Here is a 17,628-nt window from a genome sequence, read left to right as displayed (position 1 = left end):
CTTGGCGCTTCCGTAGCGTCGTGGCCATGGCAGAGAACCGGCGCCCTTGGTGGATCTCCGCCCCCCTGGTCGGGGCCCTGGCCGGCGCCCTGGCCGGGCTGGCGCTGCCGCCCCTGGGCTGGCCGCCGCTGCTGTGGCTGGCCCTGGTGCCGCTCTGGAGCCAGGGCCCCTGGGCCGGCGGCCTGTGGGGGCTGGTGGCGGTGCTGGTGAGCCACCGCTGGCTGCTGGGGCTCCATCCCCTGGACTGGATCGGGGTGCCCCTGCCCCTCAGCCTGCCCCTGTGCTGGCTGCTGCTGCTGCTGATCGCCCTGCTGGGCGGGCTGCTGGTGGCGGGCTGGCGGGCGCTGATGGAGCGGCTAGGGCCCGAGCGCTGGAGCACGGCCCTGCTGGGGGTGGCCCTGTGGGGCCTGGCGGAGGTGCTGCTGGCCAAGGGCCCGCTGTTCTGGATCGGCCTGGGGGCCGCGGCCCTGCCGGGCGATCGGGCCCTGGCGGGCCTGGCGCGGTTCGCGGGGGCCGGTGGGCTGGCGGCGCTGCAGCTGCTGCTCGGCTGGGGCCTGTGGCGCTTCCTGGCATCGCTGCTGGCCGGGCGCCGGGGCTGGCGCCGGCTCCTGGCCGGCTGGCTGGCGGCGGTGGCGGCCCTGCACCTGCTGGGTTGGGGCCTCCTGCAGCCCGGGGAGGCCAGCGCAGCGGCGCTGCCACGGGTGCGGCTGCGGGAGCCGGGGAGTCCTGCCCTGGCGGCCGGTCTGGACCAGGCCCGTGCGCCCCTGCCGGGACTGCCCCTGCCCCCGGTGCCGCTGCTGGTGGTGCAGCCGGCGATTCCCACCCGCGAGAAGTTCAGCGCCCTGCAGCAGGAGCGCCTGCTGGGCCGCCTGGCCGCCGCCCAGCGGGAGGCCAGCCAGCTCCAGGCGGAGGCGGTGCTGCTGCCGGAGGGGGCCCTGGCCCTGGGTCAGGCCCTGCCGCTGCAGGCGCCCGTGGAGGTGCTCAGCGGCGGCTTCCGCCAGCAGGGCGTCGAGCAGCGCAGTGCCCTGCTGCGCTTCCCCCCTGAGGCGCTCGCCCCTGCGGGCTGGCTCGACAAGCACCGCCTGGTACCCCTGGGGGAGTGGGTGCCCCTGGGCGGGCTGCTGCGCTGGTCGGGACTCTCGGCGGTGGGGGGGCTCAGCCCTGGTTCGGCCTCGCGCCTGCTAAGCCGGCCGGCGGGGCCCATCGGTGTGGCCATCTGCTACGAGATCTCCGACGGCAGCGCCCTGGCGGCCGCCAGCCGCGATGGGGCCCGCTGGCTGCTGGCCAGCGCCAACCTCGATCCCTATCCATTGCTGCTGCAGCGCCAGTTCGCCGCCCTGGCCCAGCTGCGGGCGATCGAGGCGGGCCGCTGGCTGGTGAGCTCCGCCAACACCGGTCCGAGCCTGGTGGTGGATGCCGCCGGTGCGGTGCGCCAGCAGCTGCCGGCGGGGCGGCCGGCCACGGCGCTGCTATTGGTCCAGCCCCTGGTGGGGCTCACCCCCTATGCCCGGCTGGGGGAGTTGCCCCTGCTGCTGCTGGCCCTGGTCGGGGGGCTGCTGCGCTGGCGCTGGCGCCCCTGAGCCGACGCCTGGGGGTCAGTCCCGGCTGAAGCTGGTGCTCTCGGGCGCGAACAGGAACACCTGCTCCCCGATCCGGGCGGCGGTGCCGTCGAGGGCGTAGATCGCGCCCGTGAGGAAGTCCACCACCCGCTGGCCGATGGCCGGCTCCAGGCCGGAGAGGTCCACCAGCAGGGTCTTCTGCTCGCGCACGTGCAGCAGCGCATCGCAGCCCGCCTCGAAGGAGAGGGGGTGCACCACCACCACTTCGGGCTGCCGGCTGTAAAAGGGATCCTCCATGGGTCTAAGGGTGCCTGCCCTGGCGGCCTGGGGCCAGGCCACTCCCCATCGGATCGGGACCTGAGCGGCGTTGCCTTGCTCTCCCCTGGCCAACGGGAGCCGCTGGAATCCCGCCGCACGCCAGGCTCCGAAGCGAGACCATCCATCTCTGGGGGGCCATTGGCTGGTCTCGGGACGCCCGCCGGTTCAGGACTCGCCGCCCTCGCCCTCGCCCTCTCCGTCGCCTGTGCCTGTGCCCTGCGGCTGTGGCTTGGGCTCCATCTGGACGCCCAGGGCCCGGCAGGAGGCGATGGGATCCACCCCCGGGGCCACGCCGAGGGCCTTGCGCAGCGCATCGAGCTGGCCCACGGACTGGAGATCGATGCTGGTGGCGACCTGCTCGCAGGCCAGCTTCTGGAGGGCCCGGGTATCCGGTCGGCCACAGCCGCTGACCAGGACCAGCGCGATGCCGGCCCCAACGGAGGCAACCCTGATCATCGGCAGCGGAACAGTGACGCCGTCACGGTAAGAACAGCCACCTGCGGCTGCCTTCTTGGCCCTGCAGGTGGCCGGGGAGCTTCACCCGAGATCCGCCCATAAAAAAAAACTCCTGACAGGCAGGAGTTTCTGAAAAGTGGAGCCAAGCGGATTCGAACCGCTGACCCCCTGCATGCCATGCAGGTGCTCTACCAGCTGAGCTATGGCCCCGTAGGAATCGGTTCGCTCGCGAAGCGCTGGTCGCCTCGCGTGGGCCGTTGGCCCCGCTGCCGATGGGAAGAGCTTACACCGCAGCGGGTCCCGCCCCCTCACACCTGGCGCCAGACCGCCACCAGTCGGCCCTGGATCGTCACCTGGTCGGCGTCCACCAGGATCGGGGCGTAGGCCGGGTTGGCGGCCTCCAGGCGCACCCGCCGGCCGTCGCGGTGGAAGTGCTTGAGGGTGGTGCCGCTGCCGGGCACCAGGGCACTCACGATCGTGCCCTCCCTGAGGCGGCTGGGCTCGCTCACGGGCTCCATCAGCACCACGTCGCCATCGGCGATGTGGGCGTCCACCATCGAGTCGCCGTTCACGCTGAGGGCAAACAGCCCCTGGGTCTCGAGCACCGGCGCCAGGTCGAGCCGTTCGCACACGTCGTCGAAGGCCTCCACCAGGCCGCCGGCGGCCACCGCCCCCAGCACGGGAATGCCGCGGCTGAGGCTGCCCAGCAGCTGCAGGGTGCGGGCCTGGCCCTCCTGCCAGGTGATCCAGCCCTTCTGCTGCAGATGCCGCAACCGGCTCTGGATCGGCGCGGGCGAGCGCAGCCCCATCGCCTCCATCATCTGGCGGATCGAGGGGCTGTGGCGGTGATCGCCGATGTAGGCCACCAGCCAGTCGTAGAGCTCCTGCTGGGCGGGAGTGAGGGCCTGCGGCTGGTCGCTGGAGGAGGCGGCGGTGGTGGAGGCGGTGGTGGCGAGGGAGCCCGCGGACCTGGCGATCACCGGCAATACGGATGAACTATCTGCCATTCATGGCAGAGCGCGGCGCACTTGTCCAGTGCTGGCGCGGGATTGTCCCCGTCCACCACCGCTGCTCCCATGGGCGGGGAGCCGGCTTCAGCCCCCCAGCAGGGCGGCGAGCAGGGCCTGCTGGGCGTGCAGGCGGTTCTCGGCCTGGTCGAACACGCGGCTGGCGCTGCCCTCGATCGCGCCGGCGCTGATCTCCTCGCCCCGGTGGGCCGGCAGGCAGTGCAGCACGATGGCGCGGCTGTCGGCCTCGGCCAGCAGGGCCTCGTCGAGGCACCAGCCGGCGAAGGCCCGCTCCCGCTCGGCCTGTTCCTCTTCCTGGCCCATCGACGCCCACACATCGGTGTAGAGGCCATGGGCGCCGCGCACCGCCGCCACCGGCTCATGCAGCACCTCGATGCTGCAGCGCCCTGCGGCGAGCTGGCGGGCCTGCTCCAGCACCGTGGGGCTGGGGGCGAAGCCCTCGGGGCAGCCGATGCGCACGTTCACCCCCAGCAGGGCGCCGCCGAGCATCAGCGAGTGCGCCACGTTGTTGCCGTCGCCCACGTAGGCCAGGGTCAGGTCCTGCAGGCGCTCCAGCTCCAGGCGGCCGTCCGGGGCGGTGGCAAAGGCTTCCGCCAGGGTGAGGTAGTCGGCCAGGGCCTGGCAGGGGTGCTCCAGGTCGGTGAGGGCATTCACCACCGGCACCGTGGCCCAGTGGGCATACTCCGCCAGCTCAGCCTGGGCGAAGGTGCGGATCGCCAGGGCATCCACATAGCGGCTCAGCACCCGCGCCGTGTCGGCCACGGGTTCCCCGCGGCCCACCTGGGTCACCTGGGGGTTGAGGTCGAGGGTCTGGCCGCCCAGGCGCGCCATCGCCACCGTGAAGCTCACCCGGGTGCGGGTGGAGGCCTTGCTGAAGATCAGGCCCAGGGTGCGGCCGCCCAGGTCGATGCGGGTGCGGCCCGCCTTCAGGTCCGCGGCCAGCAGCAGCAGCGCCTCGGTCTCGGCGGGACTGAGGTCGGCGGAGGAGAGCAGGTCGCGGCCCTGGAGGCCGGCGAGCACGGGGTGGCTGGCGAGGGGGGAGGTGGCGGCGCTCGGAACAGCCATGGACCCGTCTCAAAGAACCCTTATCCGGGATCGGGGGCCTGTCCGTCAAGGGGGAGGGAGCCACAGCAGGCCCAGGCCCAGCGCCATCGAGCGCCCATGAAATAGGGACCCCCTGGGGGCCCCTCGACGCGAACCGGCCGCGCCGGTCGGGGGATGGCCTCAGCCGCCCACGGCGGCGGCTTCCGGCAGGACGCTGCTGGCCAGCAGGTTCTTGAGGTCGTCGCCCTCGATCACCTCCTTCTCGAGGATCTGCTGGGAGATCGATTCGAGCAGCTCGCGGTTGTGGTGCAGGATCGAGAGGGCCCGGTCATGGGCGCGATCCACCAGCCCGCGCACCTCCTTGTCGATCGCCTGGGCTGTGGCGTCGCTCACCACCCGGCGGGGGTTGTTGCCGCCGCCGAGGAAGCGGCTGCCGCCCTGCTTGTCGTAGGCCAGGGGGCCGAGGGTGTCGCTCATGCCGTAGGTGCCCACCATCTGCTCGGCGATGTCGGTGGCGCGCTGCAGGTCGTTGGCGGCGCCAGTGGTGACTTCGCCGAACACGATCTCCTCGGCGCTGCGGCCGCCCAGCAGGGTGGCGATCTGGCCTTCGAGGTCTTCCTTGGAGTTGAGGAAGCGCTCCTCGGTGGGCAGCTGCAGGGTGTAGCCCAGGGCGCTCATGCCCCGGGGCACGATCGAGATCTTGGCCACCTTGCTGCCGCCGGGCATCAGGTGCCCCACGATCGCGTGGCCCACCTCGTGGTAGGCCACCACCTTCTTCTCGTCGGGCTGCAGCACCCGGCTCTTCTTCTCGAGGCCGGCCACCACGCGCTCAATGGCCTCGTTGAGATCGCCCTGTTCCACGGTGGTGCGGTAGGCCCGGGCCGCCAGCAGGGCCGCCTCATTCACCAGGTTGGCCAGGTCGGCGCCGGCGAAGCCGCTGGTGGCCTGGGCGATCTTGTCGAGATCCACGCCTGCGGACAGCTTCACCTTCTTGGCGTAGATGTCCAGGATCATCTTGCGACCCGAGAGGTCGGGGCGATCCACGAGCACCTGGCGGTCGAACCGGCCGGGGCGCAGCAGGGCCGCGTCGAGGGTTTCCGGCTGGTTGGTGGCCGCCAGCACGATCACCGGCTTGTCCTGGGCGGCGAAGCCGTCCATCTCGGTGAGCAGCTGGTTGAGGGTCTGCTCCCGCTCGTCGTTGCCGCCCACCACGCCCATCGAGCCCGAACGGCTCTTGCCGATGGCATCGAGTTCGTCGATGAAGATGATGCAGGGGGCCTTCTTCTTGGCCTCTTCAAAGAGATCGCGCACCCGGGCAGCACCGGCGCCCACGAACAGCTCCACGAACTCGGAGCCGGAGATGATGAAGAAGGGCACGCCCGCCTCACCGGCCACGGCCTTGGAAAGCAGGGTCTTGCCGGTGCCCGGGGGGCCCACCAGCAGCACGCCCTTGGGGATGCGGGCGCCGATGGCGGCGTAGCGCTCGGGGGTCTTGAGGAAGTCGACGATTTCGGTGAGTTCCTGCTTGGCCTCATCCACGCCGGCCACATCGGCGAAGGTCACCCGCGATTCCTCATCGGGCACATAGACCTTGGCTTTGCTCTTGGTGAAGCTGAGGGCCCCCTGGGCCCCACCCATCTGCCGGCGGGCGAAGAACTGCAGCACCAGGATGAAGATCAGCGGCGGCACCACCCAGCTCAGCAGCGTGGTGAAGAAGCTGGGCTTCTGGGGCGGGGCGGCGGCGAATTCCACCCCGTTCTGCTCCAGGCGCTGGGGCAGATCCATGTCGAAGATCGGCGTGGTGGCGAGCACCGTGGGGGCTCCCTCCGCCGGGGCTTCCTTCAGCTCGTAGCGGATCTGTTCCTGGGTGATGTAGGCCCGCTTGACGTTGCCGTCATCCACCTGGTTGATGAACAGCGAGTAGGGCACCCGCGGCACCTGCTGGGCGCCCTGGTTGGGCAGGAAGCTGCTGAACAGCAGCAGCACGCCGAAGCCGATCAGCACCAGGTTGATGATGCCGAAGCGCCTGTTCGGGGGGGTGTCGTCCTGGCGGATGGCCATGGGCTCGCGGGCTGGCGATTCAATGGGCCCAAACTAGGTGGCCCCCCTGACCCGGCGCCTCCACCGCCAGGGGTGAGAACCGAACGCCGGCGGCCCCACCGCCCATCCAGCCCGCCCGTCCGGTCCGCCTGCCGGGGCCGCATCCCTCCCGTTCCCCGCCTGCGATGTGCGGCCGCTTCTCCCTCACCACCGCCCTGGACCGGCTGCTGCCGCGCCTGGGGGACTCCGTGCCCGAGGGGCTGCTGGAGCACTACGCGCCGCGGTCGCGGATCGCCCCCGGGGAGCCGGTGCTGGTGCTGCGCCAGGAGCACGGGCGCATCGGCACGGCGCTGATGCTCTGGGGCCTGCTGCCCGAGTGGAGCCGCGATCCCCTGGCCGGGCCCCGTCCCTTCAACGCCCGCAGTGAGACCGTGGCCGAGAAGGCCAGCTTCCGGGGCCCCTGGCGCCACCGCCGCTGCCTGCTGCCCGCCGATGCCTTTTATGAAAAGGGCCGGCTGATCCGCCGCTGCGACCGGGCCCCCTTCTGGCTGGCGGGCCTCTGGGACCGCTGGATCGGGCCGGAGGGCAGCGAGGTGGAGAGCTGCTGCGTGCTCACCACCGCCGCCCATGGCCTGATCCGCCCCCTGCACGATCGGATGCCGGTGATCCTTCCCGATGGCCTGGAGCAGGCCTGGCTGGCGCCGGCCGACGGGCCGCAGCTGCGGGCCCTGGAGCCGCTGCTGGCGGGCTGGGATCCGGCCGGCTGGGAGCTGCTGGAGCCCGCGGCGCGGACGGATCGCCCCCGGGGCACCCGGTCGGCGGGCGCGGCGACCGTCGGCGGCGGGGCTGCCGGGTCCGGGGCCGCCCAGCTGGATCTGTTCCGCTGAGGGGCCCACAATCGAGCCAGATCGGCTGGAGCCTGGTTCCCTGTCCCCTGCTCCCCATCGGCCCGACTCCCCGCCGCCACCCGCCTCGGCCCAGGCCCTGCGGCGGCGGCACCGCAGCTACGGGCGGCTGCTGGTGCTCTGCCTGGTGCTGGTGGGCGCCTATGCCCTGCCGCCGGTCTGGAACCGGATGGTGGCCGTGAGCTGTTTCGCGCTGCTGCCGCTGGTGCTGCTGCGGGGCATTGGCCAGGCCAGCCCCGATCTGCCCTTTCGCCGCTGGGTGCGCCTGGGCTACTGGCTGCTGGGCCTGCTCAGCCTGGTGGCCTTCCTGTTCTGGCACTTCACCCCGGTGGGCCTGAAGAGCAGCGGCCTGCCGGTGCTGGTGCTCTGGACCCTGTTCGTGGGCTGGAGCAGCGTGCGGCTCGTGAAGGCCCTGGCCCGCGAGCCCGTGGTGCATGGGCCGGTGCTGCAGGGGGCGATGGCCGGCTACCTGCTGCTGGGGCTCACCGCCGGCCTGCTGTTCAGCGCCCTGGAGACCCTGCACCCGGGCAGTTTTACCAGCGTGCACCACGCGGGCGGGCAGCTGCTGGTGCCCCGCACCTCGGCCTTCAGCCCGGGGGTGCCCGTCCAGCAGCTGGACATGATTCGCTTCCACTACTTCGCCCTGGTGACCCTCACCACCACCGGCTACGGCGACATCCTGCCGGTGACGCCCCAGGCCCAGATGGCCAGCGTGGTGCTGGCGCTGGTGGGCACCACCTACGTGGCGGTGGTGATGGCGCTGCTGATCAGCCGGCTCACGGTGCAGGAGTCGGTGGGCGGCCCTGGCGGCTCCGCCGGTGATGGCCGCCGCGATGGGGAGGGCCCTAGAGACTGAGCTGCCAGAGCAGGTCGTGATCGAGGCGCTGCAGGTGCCCGTCCGTCATGGACGCGGCGGCGTTCACATCCACCAGCTCCAGATCCCCCAGAGGGGTGCGGGCCGCGTCGCCCCCCAGCAGCTTCGGGGCCACCACGGCGGCCAGCTGCTGGATGCAGCCCTGGCGCAGGGCGGTGGCGGCCAGCTCCGGGCCGCACTCCCACAGCACCTGGTTGCAGCCCCGCTCGGCCAGGGCCTGCATCAGGGTGTCGGGCTCGCAGGGCTCCAGCACCAGCCGCTCCACCCCCAGGTCGTCGAGGCGGAAGCGGGGTCGCCCGGGGGCCCCGTAGCCGTGGGCCACCAGGGTGGGGGCCGTGCTCTGGTCCCAGAGGCGGGCGCCCTCGGGCAGATCCAGGCGGCGGCTCAGCACCACCCGCAGCGGCTCCGGCTGACGCTGGCCGCGGCTGGTGAGCAGGGGGTCGTCGGCGCGCACGGTGCCGCCGCCCACGATCACGGCATCGCAGCTGGCCCGCAGCCGGTGCACCCAGGCCCGGGCCGCCGGACCGCTGATCCACTGGCTGGAGCCGTTGGGCAGGGCCGTGCGGCCATCGAGGCTCATCGCCCACTTGAGGATCCCCAGGGGCCGGCCGCTGCGCACCCGGTGCAGGAAGGCGCGGTTCTGGGCCCGGGCCTCGGCTTCGCCCACCCCCTGCACCACCTCGATGCCGGCGGCCCGCAGTTCCGCCAGTCCCTGGCCGGCCACGCGCGGGTCCGGGTCGGCCAGGGCCACCACGACGCGGGCCACGCCGGCGGCGATCAGGGCCTGGCTGCAGGGGGGCGTGCGGCCGTGGTGGCAGCAGGGCTCCAGGGTCACCACGGCGGTGCCACCCCGGGCCCGGGGGCCCGCCTGGCGCAGGGCCCCCACCTCGGCGTGGGGCTCGCCGGCGCGGGCGTGGTAGCCCTCGCCCACCAGCTGACCGTCGGCATCGAGCACCACGCAGCCCACCAGGGGGTTGGGGCTGGTGCGGCCGGCGCCGAGGGCCGCCAGCTGCAGGGCCCGCCGCATCCAGGGCAGCCAGACGCCGGGCTGCGCCGAAGCGGCGGCGGGCTGGCTCCCCGTCATGACGCGCCGGTCTCCCGCCAGTCGGGCAGGCTGCGCCACTCGCCCACCACGTAGGGCGGCACGGGCAGCTCCACGAACACGCCGGGCAGCTCCAGCCGCAGCGGTCGGTTCTGCTGCAGGTCTGCCAGCAGCGGCGCCAGGTTGAACTCGGCGGCGGCATCGCGGCCGTCGAGCGCCAGCTTGGGGTTGGCGGTGGTGATGTCGTCCAGCTGCCAGCTCTGGCGGCCGGAGCGCACCAGCAGCGCCGTGGGGTGATCGAGGCGCACCTTGCCCGGATAGCCCACGATCCGCAGGGTCACCGGCCCACCGGGCGGTCCCTGGCGGTAGGCCACCACCTGCCAGCTGCGGTAGTCGAGGTCCCGCAGGCTCTCGAGGCTGCGCACCACCGAGGCGCCGTTCTCATCCGGGTGGGCGTGCACCTGGGCGACGGCCACCGGCGGCGCCGCCAGCCAGGCCAGCAGCGCGATCGCCAGGGCCAGCAGGGGGCGCAGCAGCCCTGGCGGCGTCTGGGGCCTGGGGGAGGGCAGGGTCATGGAGCGATGGGGACTTGCAGTGGGGGCCATGGGGCCAGCCTGCCTGGGGGCCGTCAGGCCTCCCGCTCGGCGCCGGGGATGGGCTGCCAGCCCGTGTGGGTGGCCCACAGGCCCCAGATCGCCATGGCCCGCAGGTAGTGGCAGGCGCGGAAGGTGTTCACGCCGGTGATGGCCTCCGGGGTGCGGAACTGCAGGCCGCCCGCGTACACCTGCTCCACCACGGCGCCGATGATGGCAAAGGCGGTGCCGCTGTCGCCCATCAGGCGGTAGTAGGAGGCCAGGCCGAAGTTGATGCCGGTCCACACCTCCAGGGGGTGGGTGCCGTTGGGATCCAGGGGCGTGCCGTCGCGGCGCAGGCCGTTGGCCACCCCGAGCTTGCCGCCCTGGAAGCCCTCGAAGCAGGCTTCCTTCACCGCCTTCAGGGCGCTCTGGGCCCGCTCGCCGGCCACCACGGGGGGCAGGCCCAGCAGGCGGGCGTAGAAGTCGCCGCAGAGCTGGTCGGCCATCACCACCGGCGTGCCGCTCTCGGCGTCGATGTTGTAGTACTCGCCGTTCCAGAGCAGGCGGTCGAAGTTGGCGCGCGACTGCTCCAGCCAGCCGCTGAACTCCCGCTGCTCGTGGGAGGTGTCCAATTCCATGGCGAGCTGCAGTTGCTGGGCCATGGCCAGGGCCGCCTCCAGGGCCGCGATCCAGAGGGCGCCGCAGTAGGCGCTCACCCCCTTCAGGGGCCAGTCGTCGAAGGTCTGGTCGGGGGCGCCGCCGTTGTCGGGCAGGCCGTCGTTGTTGGCGTCAAAGGTCTTCAGGTAGCGCAGGGCCTGCACCGCCGACGGCCAGCAGTCCGCCAGGAAGCGCAGGTCTTCGCCGCCGGGGGCCAGCTTGAAGGTGCGCCACACCTGCAGCACGTAGTCGCTGGCCAGGTCCTTCCAGAGGTTGCAGTCCTGGTAAGCGGTGTAGTTGCTGGCATCCCAGGGGCGCTCGTTGGGGGCACCCAGGTCGTGGGGGGTGGCGCCGGCCACCTTGCGGGCGGCCTCGACGCGGCCCTTGCCCTGGGTGAAATACCAGCCGATCGGCCGCGGCGTGGGGTCCGCGGCGGGGATGGTGCGGGCGAAGCTGCGCAGCACCGCCTTGTCGAGCTCCGGCCAGAGCTGCAGCAGGGCGAAGGAGCCGTAGAGCCGCACATCGAGGCTCTCGTACCAGGCGTAGTCGAGGCACTCGAGCACGCCGAAACGGCCCACGGGATCGCCGGGGCCGGCGGCGCTCCAGAGGCTGCCGCCGGAGGCGAGGTCGTAGAGCTCGTTGAACAGCGCCATCCGCAGCGGTTCGGGGATGTCGTCCCGCTCCAGCACCGGCTGCTGCCAGGCGTCGATCTGGGCGCGCCAGTCGCGCCAGTCCCGCAGGGCCTCGGCGGCGATGGTGGCGGCGTTGTCGCCGCTGGCGCCGTAGAAGTCGGTGTAGCGGCGCAGGTCGCGCACGCCGCTGGCAAAGGCGGTGACGGGCAGGTCCCAGGCGATCACCACCGGGATCTCCACGCTGGCGCCCGGCTCCAGCCGCAGCCGCACCGCCAGGGCGGCGCTGGCCGGATCGGCATCGCCGCTGCGGCGGTCGTTGTCGCTGTCGGGGATCGCGCCATCGCGGGCGAAGGGCTCCCAGAGTTCGGCGCCCGTGCCGGCCGGATTCCAGCGGCTGCAGCGCTGGATCTGGGGGGCACCCTCCCCGAGCGGGCCGCTCACCCCTGGCCCGGCCAGCTCCGTGCCCTCGGGCACCGCCAGGCACCACTGGCCTTCGCCCTCGCCGATCGGGTTGGAGCGCTCGCCCTCCAGTAGCACGCCCCGCAGGCCCGGCTGGTCGATCCAGCGGTTGCGCTGGCCGGCGCTGCGGCCGACGGCGGGCACGTAGTTGTGCTCGGGGCTGCCGTCGTCGCGGAAGTGGACGGCCGCCGAGGCGTCGGTGTTGGTGAACCAGCCGGTGGTGTTGCGCCAGCTCAGCAGCAGCGAGAGATCGAGGGGCTGGTTGGTGGGGTTGGTGAGGCTCCAGCGGAACACCACCACCGGGTAGCTGCTGCGCTGGTAGTCGCCGGGCAGGATCGGGCTGAAAGCCTCGCAGGCCAGCTCGGCGTCGAACACGCCCTCGTAGCTGGTCCAGGTGAGGGGGTAGCGGGCGGCGTAGGTGCCGGTGCGCTGCTCGGCGCTGCTGGCCGGGTACCAGCTCCAGGAGGGCAGGGGGTCTGCCGCGTCGGGGCGGCTGGCATCGCGCTCGGGCTTCACCGCCAGGGCGTGGGCTCGGCTGTGCTCCCCGTCACTCTCGAACAGGGCGAACTGGCAGTCGGGCAGGGTGCCGAACCAGTGCTCGCCGCCGTCGAGGTGCCAGAGGTTGAAGCTGCCGTCGGGGCCGCGGCCGATGCAGCCGGCGCCGAAGCCCCCAAGGGGGGCGCCGTGGTTGGGGCCGTCGTCGAGGTTGCTGGCGTAGCGCACCGTGTAGGGCCGCTCCCAGCCCAGGCCGAAGGGCCGGCTCCAGCTGGCCGCCGGGACCTGCCAGTCGGAGCCGGCCTGTCGGCCGGAGCCCTGGCCCCGCAGCAGCGATCTCAGGGCGGAGAGGCCGAAGCGCGCCATGGGGCCACAAAAAGTGCGCCCAGCTTGTCAGAACCGGCTGGTCGGGCTGGCGGGCGGGGCGGTTCAGCCCCCGTAGCCTGCTGTCATGCCAACGCTGGCCGCCATTCGGGAGCAGCGCCGCAGCGAGCGGCTGGCTCGGCTGCGGCAGGCCGTGGCGAGCCAGCTGAACGATCCCGCCCACCAGCAGGTCTGGCTGTTTGGTTCCCTGGCCCGCGGCGACTGGGACGCCTACTCGGATGTGGATCTGCTGGCCGTCGCGCCGGATCAGGCGGCGGCGGAGCAGCTCGCCGATGCCCTGCGGGCGGCTGGCCTTGCCGACGACGTGATCGCGCTGACGCGGGAGCGCTGGCAGCAGCGCCAGTCGGGCGACGATCCCTGGTGGCGGGGCATCTGCCGCGATGCCATTCCCCTCGCTGGAGAACCACCGGTATGACTCCCCGGCTGCAGGCCCGGTGGAAACAGGCCGAGAGCGACCTCGCCATGGCCGAGTTCGCCCGTGCCGGCGGCTTCTTTGCCCAGGCCTGCTACCACTGCAGCCAGGCTGCTGAGAAGGCGCTCAAGGGTCTGTTGATCGCCCTGGGGGAGGAGCCGCCGCGCAGCCATGCCCTCGAGCGGCTGGTGGATGCCCTGGCGGCGACGGGTCTGCCGGTGGATCAGCTGCGCGACCTGCAGCTCAAGGTCCTCAGCCGCATGACCACCGCCACCCGCTACCCGGATGGGGACGAGGCCCCGGCCGATCTGTTTGATGACCGCGACTGTGCGCAGGCTCTGGCCATTGCCCGATCGGTTCTGGCGAGGGTGCGTGAGCAGCTGCAGCCGCCAGACGCCCCGGGCTGAACGCCTCAGCCCGGATCCGGCTCGCCGCCCGCGCCCTGGAAGCCGCCGCTCACCTCCTGATCCACCAAGGCGTCGAGGGTGACGGCGGAGCGCACCAGGGCCTGGTAGCGCTGCACCACGCGGCGGTTGCGCTCGATCCAGTTGCCGGCATCGCCGCCGGCCAGGCCGCCGCCGTCGCCGGCGAGCAGCTCCAGCTCCTTCTGCTGGGCCAGCAGGGCCAGCACCAGCTCGTGGATGCGCTGGCGGCGATCGCGCATGGGGGCAGGGGAGCGGGCGGCTGAGCATCATGGCGCCAGTGGCGGGCAACGTCCTGGGCAGCGAGGGGACGGCGGACAGCAGCGGCGTGCTGGCGGTGATCGGCACCGATGCCGGTGGCCTGGCGGCACTGCCGCTGAAGGCGCAGGCGCTGATCCGCTCGGCGGCGCTGGTGGCGGGGCCGCGGCGGCTGCTGGAGGCGCTGGAGCCCTGGTGGGCCGCCGAGAAGGCCGCAGGGCGGCTGCACCCCCAGGCGACCTGCCCCGAGCCTGTATCCACCGATCGCCCGGAGACGGCCTGGCCTGCCCTGGAGGCGGCCCTCGCCGGTGGCCGGCCGGCCGTGGTGCTGGCAAGTGGCGATCCGCTCTGGTTCGGCATCGGCCGGCTGCTGCTGCAGCGCTTCGGCCCGGAGCGGCTGCGCTTCCATCCGGCCCCCAGCTCGCTGCAGCTGGCCTTCGCCCGCCTCGGCCGCCCCTGGCAGGACGCCAGCTGGATCAGCCTGCACGGCCGCGACCCCGAGCCCCTGGCGGCCGCCCTGCAGAAGCGCCCCGCCGCCCTGGCGGTGCTCACCGACCCGGGCCGCGGCGGGGCGGACGCGGTGCGGCGGATTCTGCGGGCCTCCGGCCTGGAGTCGGCCTACGCCCTCTGGCTGTGCGAGCGGCTCGGCCATCCCGACGAGCGGGTGCAGCGACTGGCTCCCGCCACTCCCCTGCCGGCGGACTGCGATCCCCTGCACCTGGTGCTGCTCATCGCCGAGCCGCCGGCGCCCCCCGTTGATCCCGCCGCCCTGCCCCTGTTCGGCCTCGACGACGGCCTGTTCCTCCAGCACGACGACCGCCCCGGCCTGATGACCAAGCGGGAGGTGCGCATCCAGCTGCTGGCGGATCTGGAGCTGCCCGAGCGCGGCGTGCTCTGGGACATCGGCGCCGGCGTGGGCTCGGTGGGGCTGGAGGCCCTGCGGCTGCGGCCGGGCCTGGCGGGTTGGTTTCTGGAGCAGCGGGGGGGCTCGGCCGGCCTGATCGCCGCCAATGCCGAGCGGCTGGGGGTGGGGCCGGCGGGGATCCAGGAGGGCCGGGCCCCCGAGGCCCTCGCCGCCCTCCCCGACCCCGATCGGGTGCTGATCGGCGGTGGCGGCCGCGAGCGCGCGGCGGTGCTGGCGGCGGTGCTGGAGCGGCTGCGGCCCGGCGGGGTGGTGGTGATCCCCCTGGCCACCGTGGAGGCGTTGGCGGAGCTGCGGCCGCTGCTGGAGCAGGCCGGCTGCCGGGTGGCGGTGGCTCAGCACCAGGCCTGGCGCGGGGCGCCCCTGGCCGACGGCACGCGCCTGGCGCCGCTCAACCCGGTGCTGGTGCTGAAGGGGCGCAGGGGCTGAGGGCCTGGGCGCTGTGCTTCAGGGCGGGGACCAGGGCTGCGGCGTCAGGTCCGCGGGGAGATACAGCGGGTGGGCCGGTTCCCCCGTCCGGGTGAGCCGCAGGATGTGGAGGTCCGGCAACAGCCTCCGCACCGCCCGGTTGCGCCCCAGAAACGTGCCGTGACTGCCCCAGGCGGCCAGCACCAGGCCGGCGCCATCGGCCAGCTCCTGGAGGCTCCGGTCGTTCTCCGGCCCGATCGGATCGGCGGCCTGGCGGAGGCGCTCAGGAGTGACGGCCCGGTAGGCGAACAGGTTCGCCATGCGGAGCGCCCCGAAGCCCCAGGCGCGGGCGAAGCCGATGCAGCGCCGGATGGTCGGGTCGTCCTGGGTTTCATCCGCCGTGCTCGGATTGAGCCCCACCACCATCAGGGTGTGCCCCGCTCCCCAGCGCCGCCACAGCCCATAGCGGTAGGTGCGGCAGGGGCTGAGGCGGGCGCTGCGCTCCAGTCCGTCGTCCGCTGCCCCGCCCGGCAGGGCACGGGGGGTCACGGCGTGGCGGCCCGGGGCTGCAGCGACCGGATCACGGCGGGGGTCCCCACCCGGATGCCCAAGGCCGCCGCCTGCCCAGCCGCCAGTTCCACCACGCCATCGCTCGCTTCGGCGGGCCCGTAGCTGCGGCAGGGCAGGCGCGGGCAGGGGGCGGCGGCCGCCTCAATGGCGATCACCCGGCCCTCGCGCAGAAACACCATGTCGAGCGGGGAGGGGGTGCGGTGCATCCAGAACTTCACCGGTTCGGCGGGCTGGAAGCGGAACCACATGCCGGTGAGGGGCGCCAGGGGCGGGCGGCCCATCAGGCCCCAGGCGTACTGCCGCGGCGTGCTGGGCACCTCCAGCTGGATGCAGGGGCGGGAGCTCGCCAGGGCGCTGGGGGGCGTGCTGGCCGCGGCTGCGGCCGGGGCCTCCAGGCACCACTCGGCGGTGGCGGGCAGGTACTGGGGCGGCGCCGCCTGGGCGGGAATGGCCATGGCGATCAGCGCGGGTGGGCGGGATGGAGCGGCGGCGGCCCGTCGCTGAGGCAGTAGCCCTGGCCGCGCACGGTGTGGATCAGCCGCCTCTCGCCCCCCTCCTCCAGCTTCTGGCGCAGGTAGCGCACGTACACCTCGATCACGTTGCTGGCGGCCCCCTGCTGGTCGTGCCACACCGCCTTCAGGATCTGCTCGCGGCTGAGCACGGCGCCGCTGTGCTGCATCAGGTAGAGCAGCAGGGCGTACTCCCGGGCCGTGAGCGCCAGGCTGCGGGAGCCGCGCCGCACCTCATGGCGGCTGGGCACCAGGCTCAGGTCCGCCAGGGTGAGCCGGTTGGGCGGCGGCGCGGCCTTGGCGGCCACCTTGGCGTGCAGCCGCAGCCGCTGCAGCAGATCGCTGGCGCCGATGCCGGAGAGCCAGAAGTCGTGGGCGCCGGCGCAGAGGCAGCGGGCCCGGGCCGCCACGCTGTCGCGGCCGATGTCGAGCAGCAGCACGGCGCCGGGCAGGGCCTGGCGCAGCGCCGGCAAGGTCCCGGCGGCCTCCGCCGCCAGCACCACCAGATCGGGGGTTCCAGCGGCCGTCCAGCTGGCGGGATCCTGGGGGTCGCCCAGCTGCACGACGTAGCCGGAGGCCTCCAGCCGGGGGGCCTGGGCGATGGCCTCGGCGCCCAGCAGCAGCAGGGGGCTGCCTGCGCCGCCGCTCATGCCGCGCCCCCGTTGCCCGGCTTGGCCACGTGGGGCAGACCCCAGCCCAGCTTGTTGCGCAGCACCTGGAAGAACTCGTGGTCCGCCAGGCGCACGAAGCGCACGGGGTGCTCGCTGCGGCGGATCAGCACCCGGTCCTCCGGCCAGATGTAACAGCCGGCGCTGCCATCCACCACCATCATCAGCCGCTCCGGCGTGGCGGGAAACACCGTCACCGGCTCCCGGTCGCTGAACACCAGGGCCCGGGAGGCCAGGGAGTGGGGGGCGATCGGCGTGAGCTGCAGCACCGGGCAGTCGGGGGTGATCACCGGGCCGCCGGCGCTGAGGGCGTAGGCCGTGGAGCCGGTGGGGGTGGAGAGGATCACGCCGTCGGCGGCGATGTCCACCGGGGCGTGGCGGCCGATGGCGATCTCGAAGTGGCACATTGAGGTGAGCGGCTCGCGGTGCAGCGCCATCTCGTTGAGGCAGAGCACCTCCCAGCGCCGCTGCTCACCCCGCAGCACGCTCACCACCAGCATGGTGCGCTCCTCCACCGTCCACTCGCCGGCGATCAGCTGCTCCAGGGCCGCGTCGAGCTTGGGCAGGTAGGTCTCGGCCAGGAAGCCCAGGTGGCCGGTGTTGATCGTGAGGATCGGCACGTCGATCGGCGCCGTCTGGCGGGCGGCCGAGAGCACGGTGCCGTCGCCGCCGAGCACCAGGGCCAGCTCCATGCCGCGCCGGAAACTCGCCGGCACGCAGGCGGTGTGCCCCAGGGTGCGCAGGTGCTGGTCGGGGTTGGCGAAGCCCACCATGCCGCCGGCGCTGCTCACCCGCATCACCTCGTAGCCGGCCGCCACGAAGCGGGCTTCGATGGCGTCGGCGGTGCTGAGGGCCAGGTCCTTGCCGTCATTCACGATCAGTCCAACGCAGGGCACCGATCGCAGGCGGGGGGCTGCAGGAGTTTATGAGGGCCCCCAGGAGCACCGCCTGTCGGGCTTCACACGCGGTGTGTACCGCTACGGCACGGCGT

At 73.3% G+C, this 17,628-nt stretch carries 19 protein-coding genes and 1 tRNA gene; 6 read left to right on the top strand and 14 right to left on the bottom strand.

What is annotated here, in order from left to right; all coding sequences use genetic code 11:
• Positions 1-26: 26 nt before the first annotated feature.
• The gene (locus ACLV7J_RS06125) at positions 27-1,580 is read left to right on the top strand and encodes an apolipoprotein N-acyltransferase (protein WP_411868230.1); all 1,554 of its coding nucleotides are present in this window, start codon (positions 27-29) and stop codon (positions 1,578-1,580) included.
• A gap of 15 nt (positions 1,581-1,595) precedes the next feature.
• On the opposite strand, the gene ACLV7J_RS06120 is transcribed toward ACLV7J_RS06125, so the two are convergent.
• The 6 genes from ACLV7J_RS06120 to ftsH all read right to left on the bottom strand — a co-directional run bounded on the left by ACLV7J_RS06120 (position 1,596) and on the right by ftsH (position 6,466).
• On the bottom strand, positions 1,596-1,856 hold the full coding sequence (locus ACLV7J_RS06120) for a cell division protein SepF (protein ID WP_255127346.1): 261 nt from the start codon (positions 1,854-1,856) through the stop codon (positions 1,596-1,598).
• A gap of 186 nt (positions 1,857-2,042) precedes the next feature.
• Positions 2,043-2,333, bottom strand: a complete 291-nt coding sequence (locus ACLV7J_RS06115) for a hypothetical protein (protein WP_411868229.1) — start codon at positions 2,331-2,333, stop codon at positions 2,043-2,045.
• 137 nt (positions 2,334-2,470) lie between these two features.
• Positions 2,471-2,543: transfer RNA gene (locus tag ACLV7J_RS06110), tRNA-Ala, on the bottom strand.
• Positions 2,544-2,641: 98 nt separating this feature from the next.
• Positions 2,642-3,313: a transcriptional repressor LexA gene (gene lexA, locus ACLV7J_RS06105; protein WP_411868228.1), complete on the bottom strand. Its 672-nt coding sequence runs from the start codon at positions 3,311-3,313 to the stop codon at positions 2,642-2,644.
• A 114-nt stretch (positions 3,314-3,427) separates the two neighbouring features.
• Positions 3,428-4,426 carry an ornithine carbamoyltransferase gene (gene argF / locus ACLV7J_RS06100; RefSeq protein ID WP_411868227.1) on the bottom strand — a complete coding sequence of 333 codons (999 nt, stop codon included), beginning with the start codon at positions 4,424-4,426 and terminating at the stop codon, positions 3,428-3,430.
• A gap of 159 nt (positions 4,427-4,585) precedes the next feature.
• Entirely contained in the window at positions 4,586-6,466 is a 1,881-nt protein-coding gene (gene ftsH, locus ACLV7J_RS06095) for an ATP-dependent zinc metalloprotease FtsH (RefSeq protein WP_411868226.1), read from the bottom strand.
• A 164-nt stretch (positions 6,467-6,630) separates the two neighbouring features.
• Between ftsH and ACLV7J_RS06090 the strand changes: the two genes are divergently transcribed.
• Both ACLV7J_RS06090 and ACLV7J_RS06085 read left to right on the top strand, forming a co-directional pair.
• The gene (locus tag ACLV7J_RS06090) at positions 6,631-7,332 is read left to right on the top strand and encodes an SOS response-associated peptidase (RefSeq protein WP_411868225.1); all 702 of its coding nucleotides are present in this window, start codon (positions 6,631-6,633) and stop codon (positions 7,330-7,332) included.
• 133 nt (positions 7,333-7,465) lie between these two features.
• Positions 7,466-8,206 (top strand): potassium channel family protein, encoded by a 741-nt coding sequence (locus tag ACLV7J_RS06085; protein WP_411868224.1) that lies wholly within the window; start codon positions 7,466-7,468, stop codon positions 8,204-8,206.
• Here the strand turns inward: ACLV7J_RS06085 and ribD are convergent.
• Genes ribD through ACLV7J_RS06070 form a run of 3 tightly spaced genes read right to left on the bottom strand, consistent with a single transcriptional unit; the run spans position 8,196 to position 12,450 of the window.
• Complete coding sequence (gene ribD / locus ACLV7J_RS06080; RefSeq protein ID WP_411868223.1) at positions 8,196-9,308, bottom strand: bifunctional diaminohydroxyphosphoribosylaminopyrimidine deaminase/5-amino-6-(5-phosphoribosylamino)uracil reductase RibD; 1,113 nt, start codon at positions 9,306-9,308, stop codon at positions 8,196-8,198. The two genes, ACLV7J_RS06085 and ribD, sit on opposite strands and share 11 nt — an antisense overlap.
• Positions 9,305-9,841, bottom strand: coding sequence for a DUF3122 domain-containing protein (locus tag ACLV7J_RS06075; protein WP_411868222.1), 537 nt, complete (start codon positions 9,839-9,841; stop codon positions 9,305-9,307). The genes ribD and ACLV7J_RS06075 overlap by 4 nt, the downstream gene beginning before the upstream one ends.
• Positions 9,842-9,894: 53 nt before the next feature.
• A complete protein-coding gene (locus ACLV7J_RS06070; protein WP_411868221.1) occupies positions 9,895-12,450 on the bottom strand; it encodes a GH116 family glycosyl hydrolase in 2,556 nt (851 codons plus the stop codon).
• 85 nt (positions 12,451-12,535) lie between these two features.
• On the opposite strand from ACLV7J_RS06070, the gene ACLV7J_RS06065 reads away from it, so the two are divergent.
• Together ACLV7J_RS06065 and ACLV7J_RS06060 are read left to right on the top strand one after the other, a co-directional pair.
• A complete protein-coding gene (locus ACLV7J_RS06065) occupies positions 12,536-12,883 on the top strand; it encodes a nucleotidyltransferase domain-containing protein (protein WP_411868220.1) in 348 nt (115 codons plus the stop codon).
• The gene (locus ACLV7J_RS06060) at positions 12,880-13,287 is read left to right on the top strand and encodes a HEPN domain-containing protein (RefSeq protein WP_411868219.1); all 408 of its coding nucleotides are present in this window, start codon (positions 12,880-12,882) and stop codon (positions 13,285-13,287) included. The genes ACLV7J_RS06065 and ACLV7J_RS06060 overlap by 4 nt, the downstream gene beginning before the upstream one ends.
• A gap of 5 nt (positions 13,288-13,292) precedes the next feature.
• Here ACLV7J_RS06060 and ACLV7J_RS06055 read toward each other — a convergent pair whose 3' ends face one another.
• Positions 13,293-13,544, bottom strand: coding sequence for a hypothetical protein (locus ACLV7J_RS06055; RefSeq protein WP_411868218.1), 252 nt, complete (start codon positions 13,542-13,544; stop codon positions 13,293-13,295).
• A gap of 29 nt (positions 13,545-13,573) precedes the next feature.
• Here ACLV7J_RS06055 and cbiE point away from each other — a divergent pair, with 29 nt between their 5' ends.
• Positions 13,574-14,911: a precorrin-6y C5,15-methyltransferase (decarboxylating) subunit CbiE gene (cbiE, locus tag ACLV7J_RS06050; RefSeq protein ID WP_411868217.1), complete on the top strand. Its 1,338-nt coding sequence runs from the start codon at positions 13,574-13,576 to the stop codon at positions 14,909-14,911.
• Between the two features lie 18 nt (positions 14,912-14,929).
• Here the strand turns inward: cbiE and ACLV7J_RS06045 are convergent, their stop codons facing one another.
• The 4 genes from ACLV7J_RS06045 to ACLV7J_RS06030 are packed head-to-tail and all read right to left on the bottom strand — an operon-like array spanning position 14,930 to position 17,533.
• Positions 14,930-15,439 (bottom strand): DUF1643 domain-containing protein, encoded by a 510-nt coding sequence (locus tag ACLV7J_RS06045; protein ID WP_411868216.1) that lies wholly within the window; start codon positions 15,437-15,439, stop codon positions 14,930-14,932.
• Positions 15,436-15,915, bottom strand: coding sequence for a DUF192 domain-containing protein (locus ACLV7J_RS06040; protein WP_411868215.1), 480 nt, complete (start codon positions 15,913-15,915; stop codon positions 15,436-15,438). Before ACLV7J_RS06040 ends, ACLV7J_RS06045 begins: the two co-directional genes overlap by 4 nt.
• A gap of 5 nt (positions 15,916-15,920) precedes the next feature.
• Positions 15,921-16,619 carry a winged-helix domain-containing protein gene (locus ACLV7J_RS06035; RefSeq protein ID WP_411868214.1) on the bottom strand — a complete coding sequence of 233 codons (699 nt, stop codon included), beginning with the start codon at positions 16,617-16,619 and terminating at the stop codon, positions 15,921-15,923.
• Entirely contained in the window at positions 16,616-17,533 is a 918-nt protein-coding gene (locus ACLV7J_RS06030; protein WP_411868213.1) for an NAD(+) kinase, read from the bottom strand. Before ACLV7J_RS06030 ends, ACLV7J_RS06035 begins: the two co-directional genes overlap by 4 nt.
• Positions 17,534-17,628 lie beyond the last annotated feature (95 nt).

It is taken from the genome of Vulcanococcus limneticus LL (assembly GCF_943369875.1).
Classification (GTDB): Bacteria; Cyanobacteriota; Cyanobacteriia; order PCC-6307; family Cyanobiaceae; genus Vulcanococcus; species Vulcanococcus limneticus_A.
Note: the sequence above shows the minus strand (reverse complement) of the source record. Positions and strands in the feature narration are given on the sequence as shown.

Bases quoted from the DNA above. Each gene is read 5' to 3' on its own strand.
- ACLV7J_RS06070 (WP_411868221.1), bottom strand. From the start codon at position 12,450: ATGGCGCGCTTCGGCCTCTCCGCCCTGAGATCGCTGCTGCGGGGCCAG.
- ACLV7J_RS06040 (WP_411868215.1), bottom strand. From the start codon at position 15,915: ATGGCCATTCCCGCCCAGGCGGCGCCGCCCCAGTACCTGCCCGCCACC.
- cbiE (WP_411868217.1), top strand. From the start codon at position 13,574: ATGGCGCCAGTGGCGGGCAACGTCCTGGGCAGCGAGGGGACGGCGGAC.
- ACLV7J_RS06090 (WP_411868225.1), top strand. From the start codon at position 6,631: ATGTGCGGCCGCTTCTCCCTCACCACCGCCCTGGACCGGCTGCTGCCG.
- ACLV7J_RS06055 (WP_411868218.1), bottom strand. From the start codon at position 13,544: ATGCGCGATCGCCGCCAGCGCATCCACGAGCTGGTGCTGGCCCTGCTG.
- ACLV7J_RS06125 (WP_411868230.1), top strand. From the start codon at position 27: ATGGCAGAGAACCGGCGCCCTTGGTGGATCTCCGCCCCCCTGGTCGGG.
- ACLV7J_RS06065 (WP_411868220.1), top strand. From the start codon at position 12,536: ATGCCAACGCTGGCCGCCATTCGGGAGCAGCGCCGCAGCGAGCGGCTG.
- ACLV7J_RS06035 (WP_411868214.1), bottom strand. From the start codon at position 16,619: ATGAGCGGCGGCGCAGGCAGCCCCCTGCTGCTGCTGGGCGCCGAGGCC.
- ACLV7J_RS06075 (WP_411868222.1), bottom strand. From the start codon at position 9,841: ATGACCCTGCCCTCCCCCAGGCCCCAGACGCCGCCAGGGCTGCTGCGC.
- ACLV7J_RS06060 (WP_411868219.1), top strand. From the start codon at position 12,880: ATGACTCCCCGGCTGCAGGCCCGGTGGAAACAGGCCGAGAGCGACCTC.
- ribD (WP_411868223.1), bottom strand. From the start codon at position 9,308: ATGACGGGGAGCCAGCCCGCCGCCGCTTCGGCGCAGCCCGGCGTCTGG.
- argF (WP_411868227.1), bottom strand. From the start codon at position 4,426: ATGGCTGTTCCGAGCGCCGCCACCTCCCCCCTCGCCAGCCACCCCGTG.
- ACLV7J_RS06115 (WP_411868229.1), bottom strand. From the start codon at position 2,333: ATGATCAGGGTTGCCTCCGTTGGGGCCGGCATCGCGCTGGTCCTGGTC.
- ftsH (WP_411868226.1), bottom strand. From the start codon at position 6,466: ATGGCCATCCGCCAGGACGACACCCCCCCGAACAGGCGCTTCGGCATC.
- ACLV7J_RS06120 (WP_255127346.1), bottom strand. From the start codon at position 1,856: ATGGAGGATCCCTTTTACAGCCGGCAGCCCGAAGTGGTGGTGGTGCAC.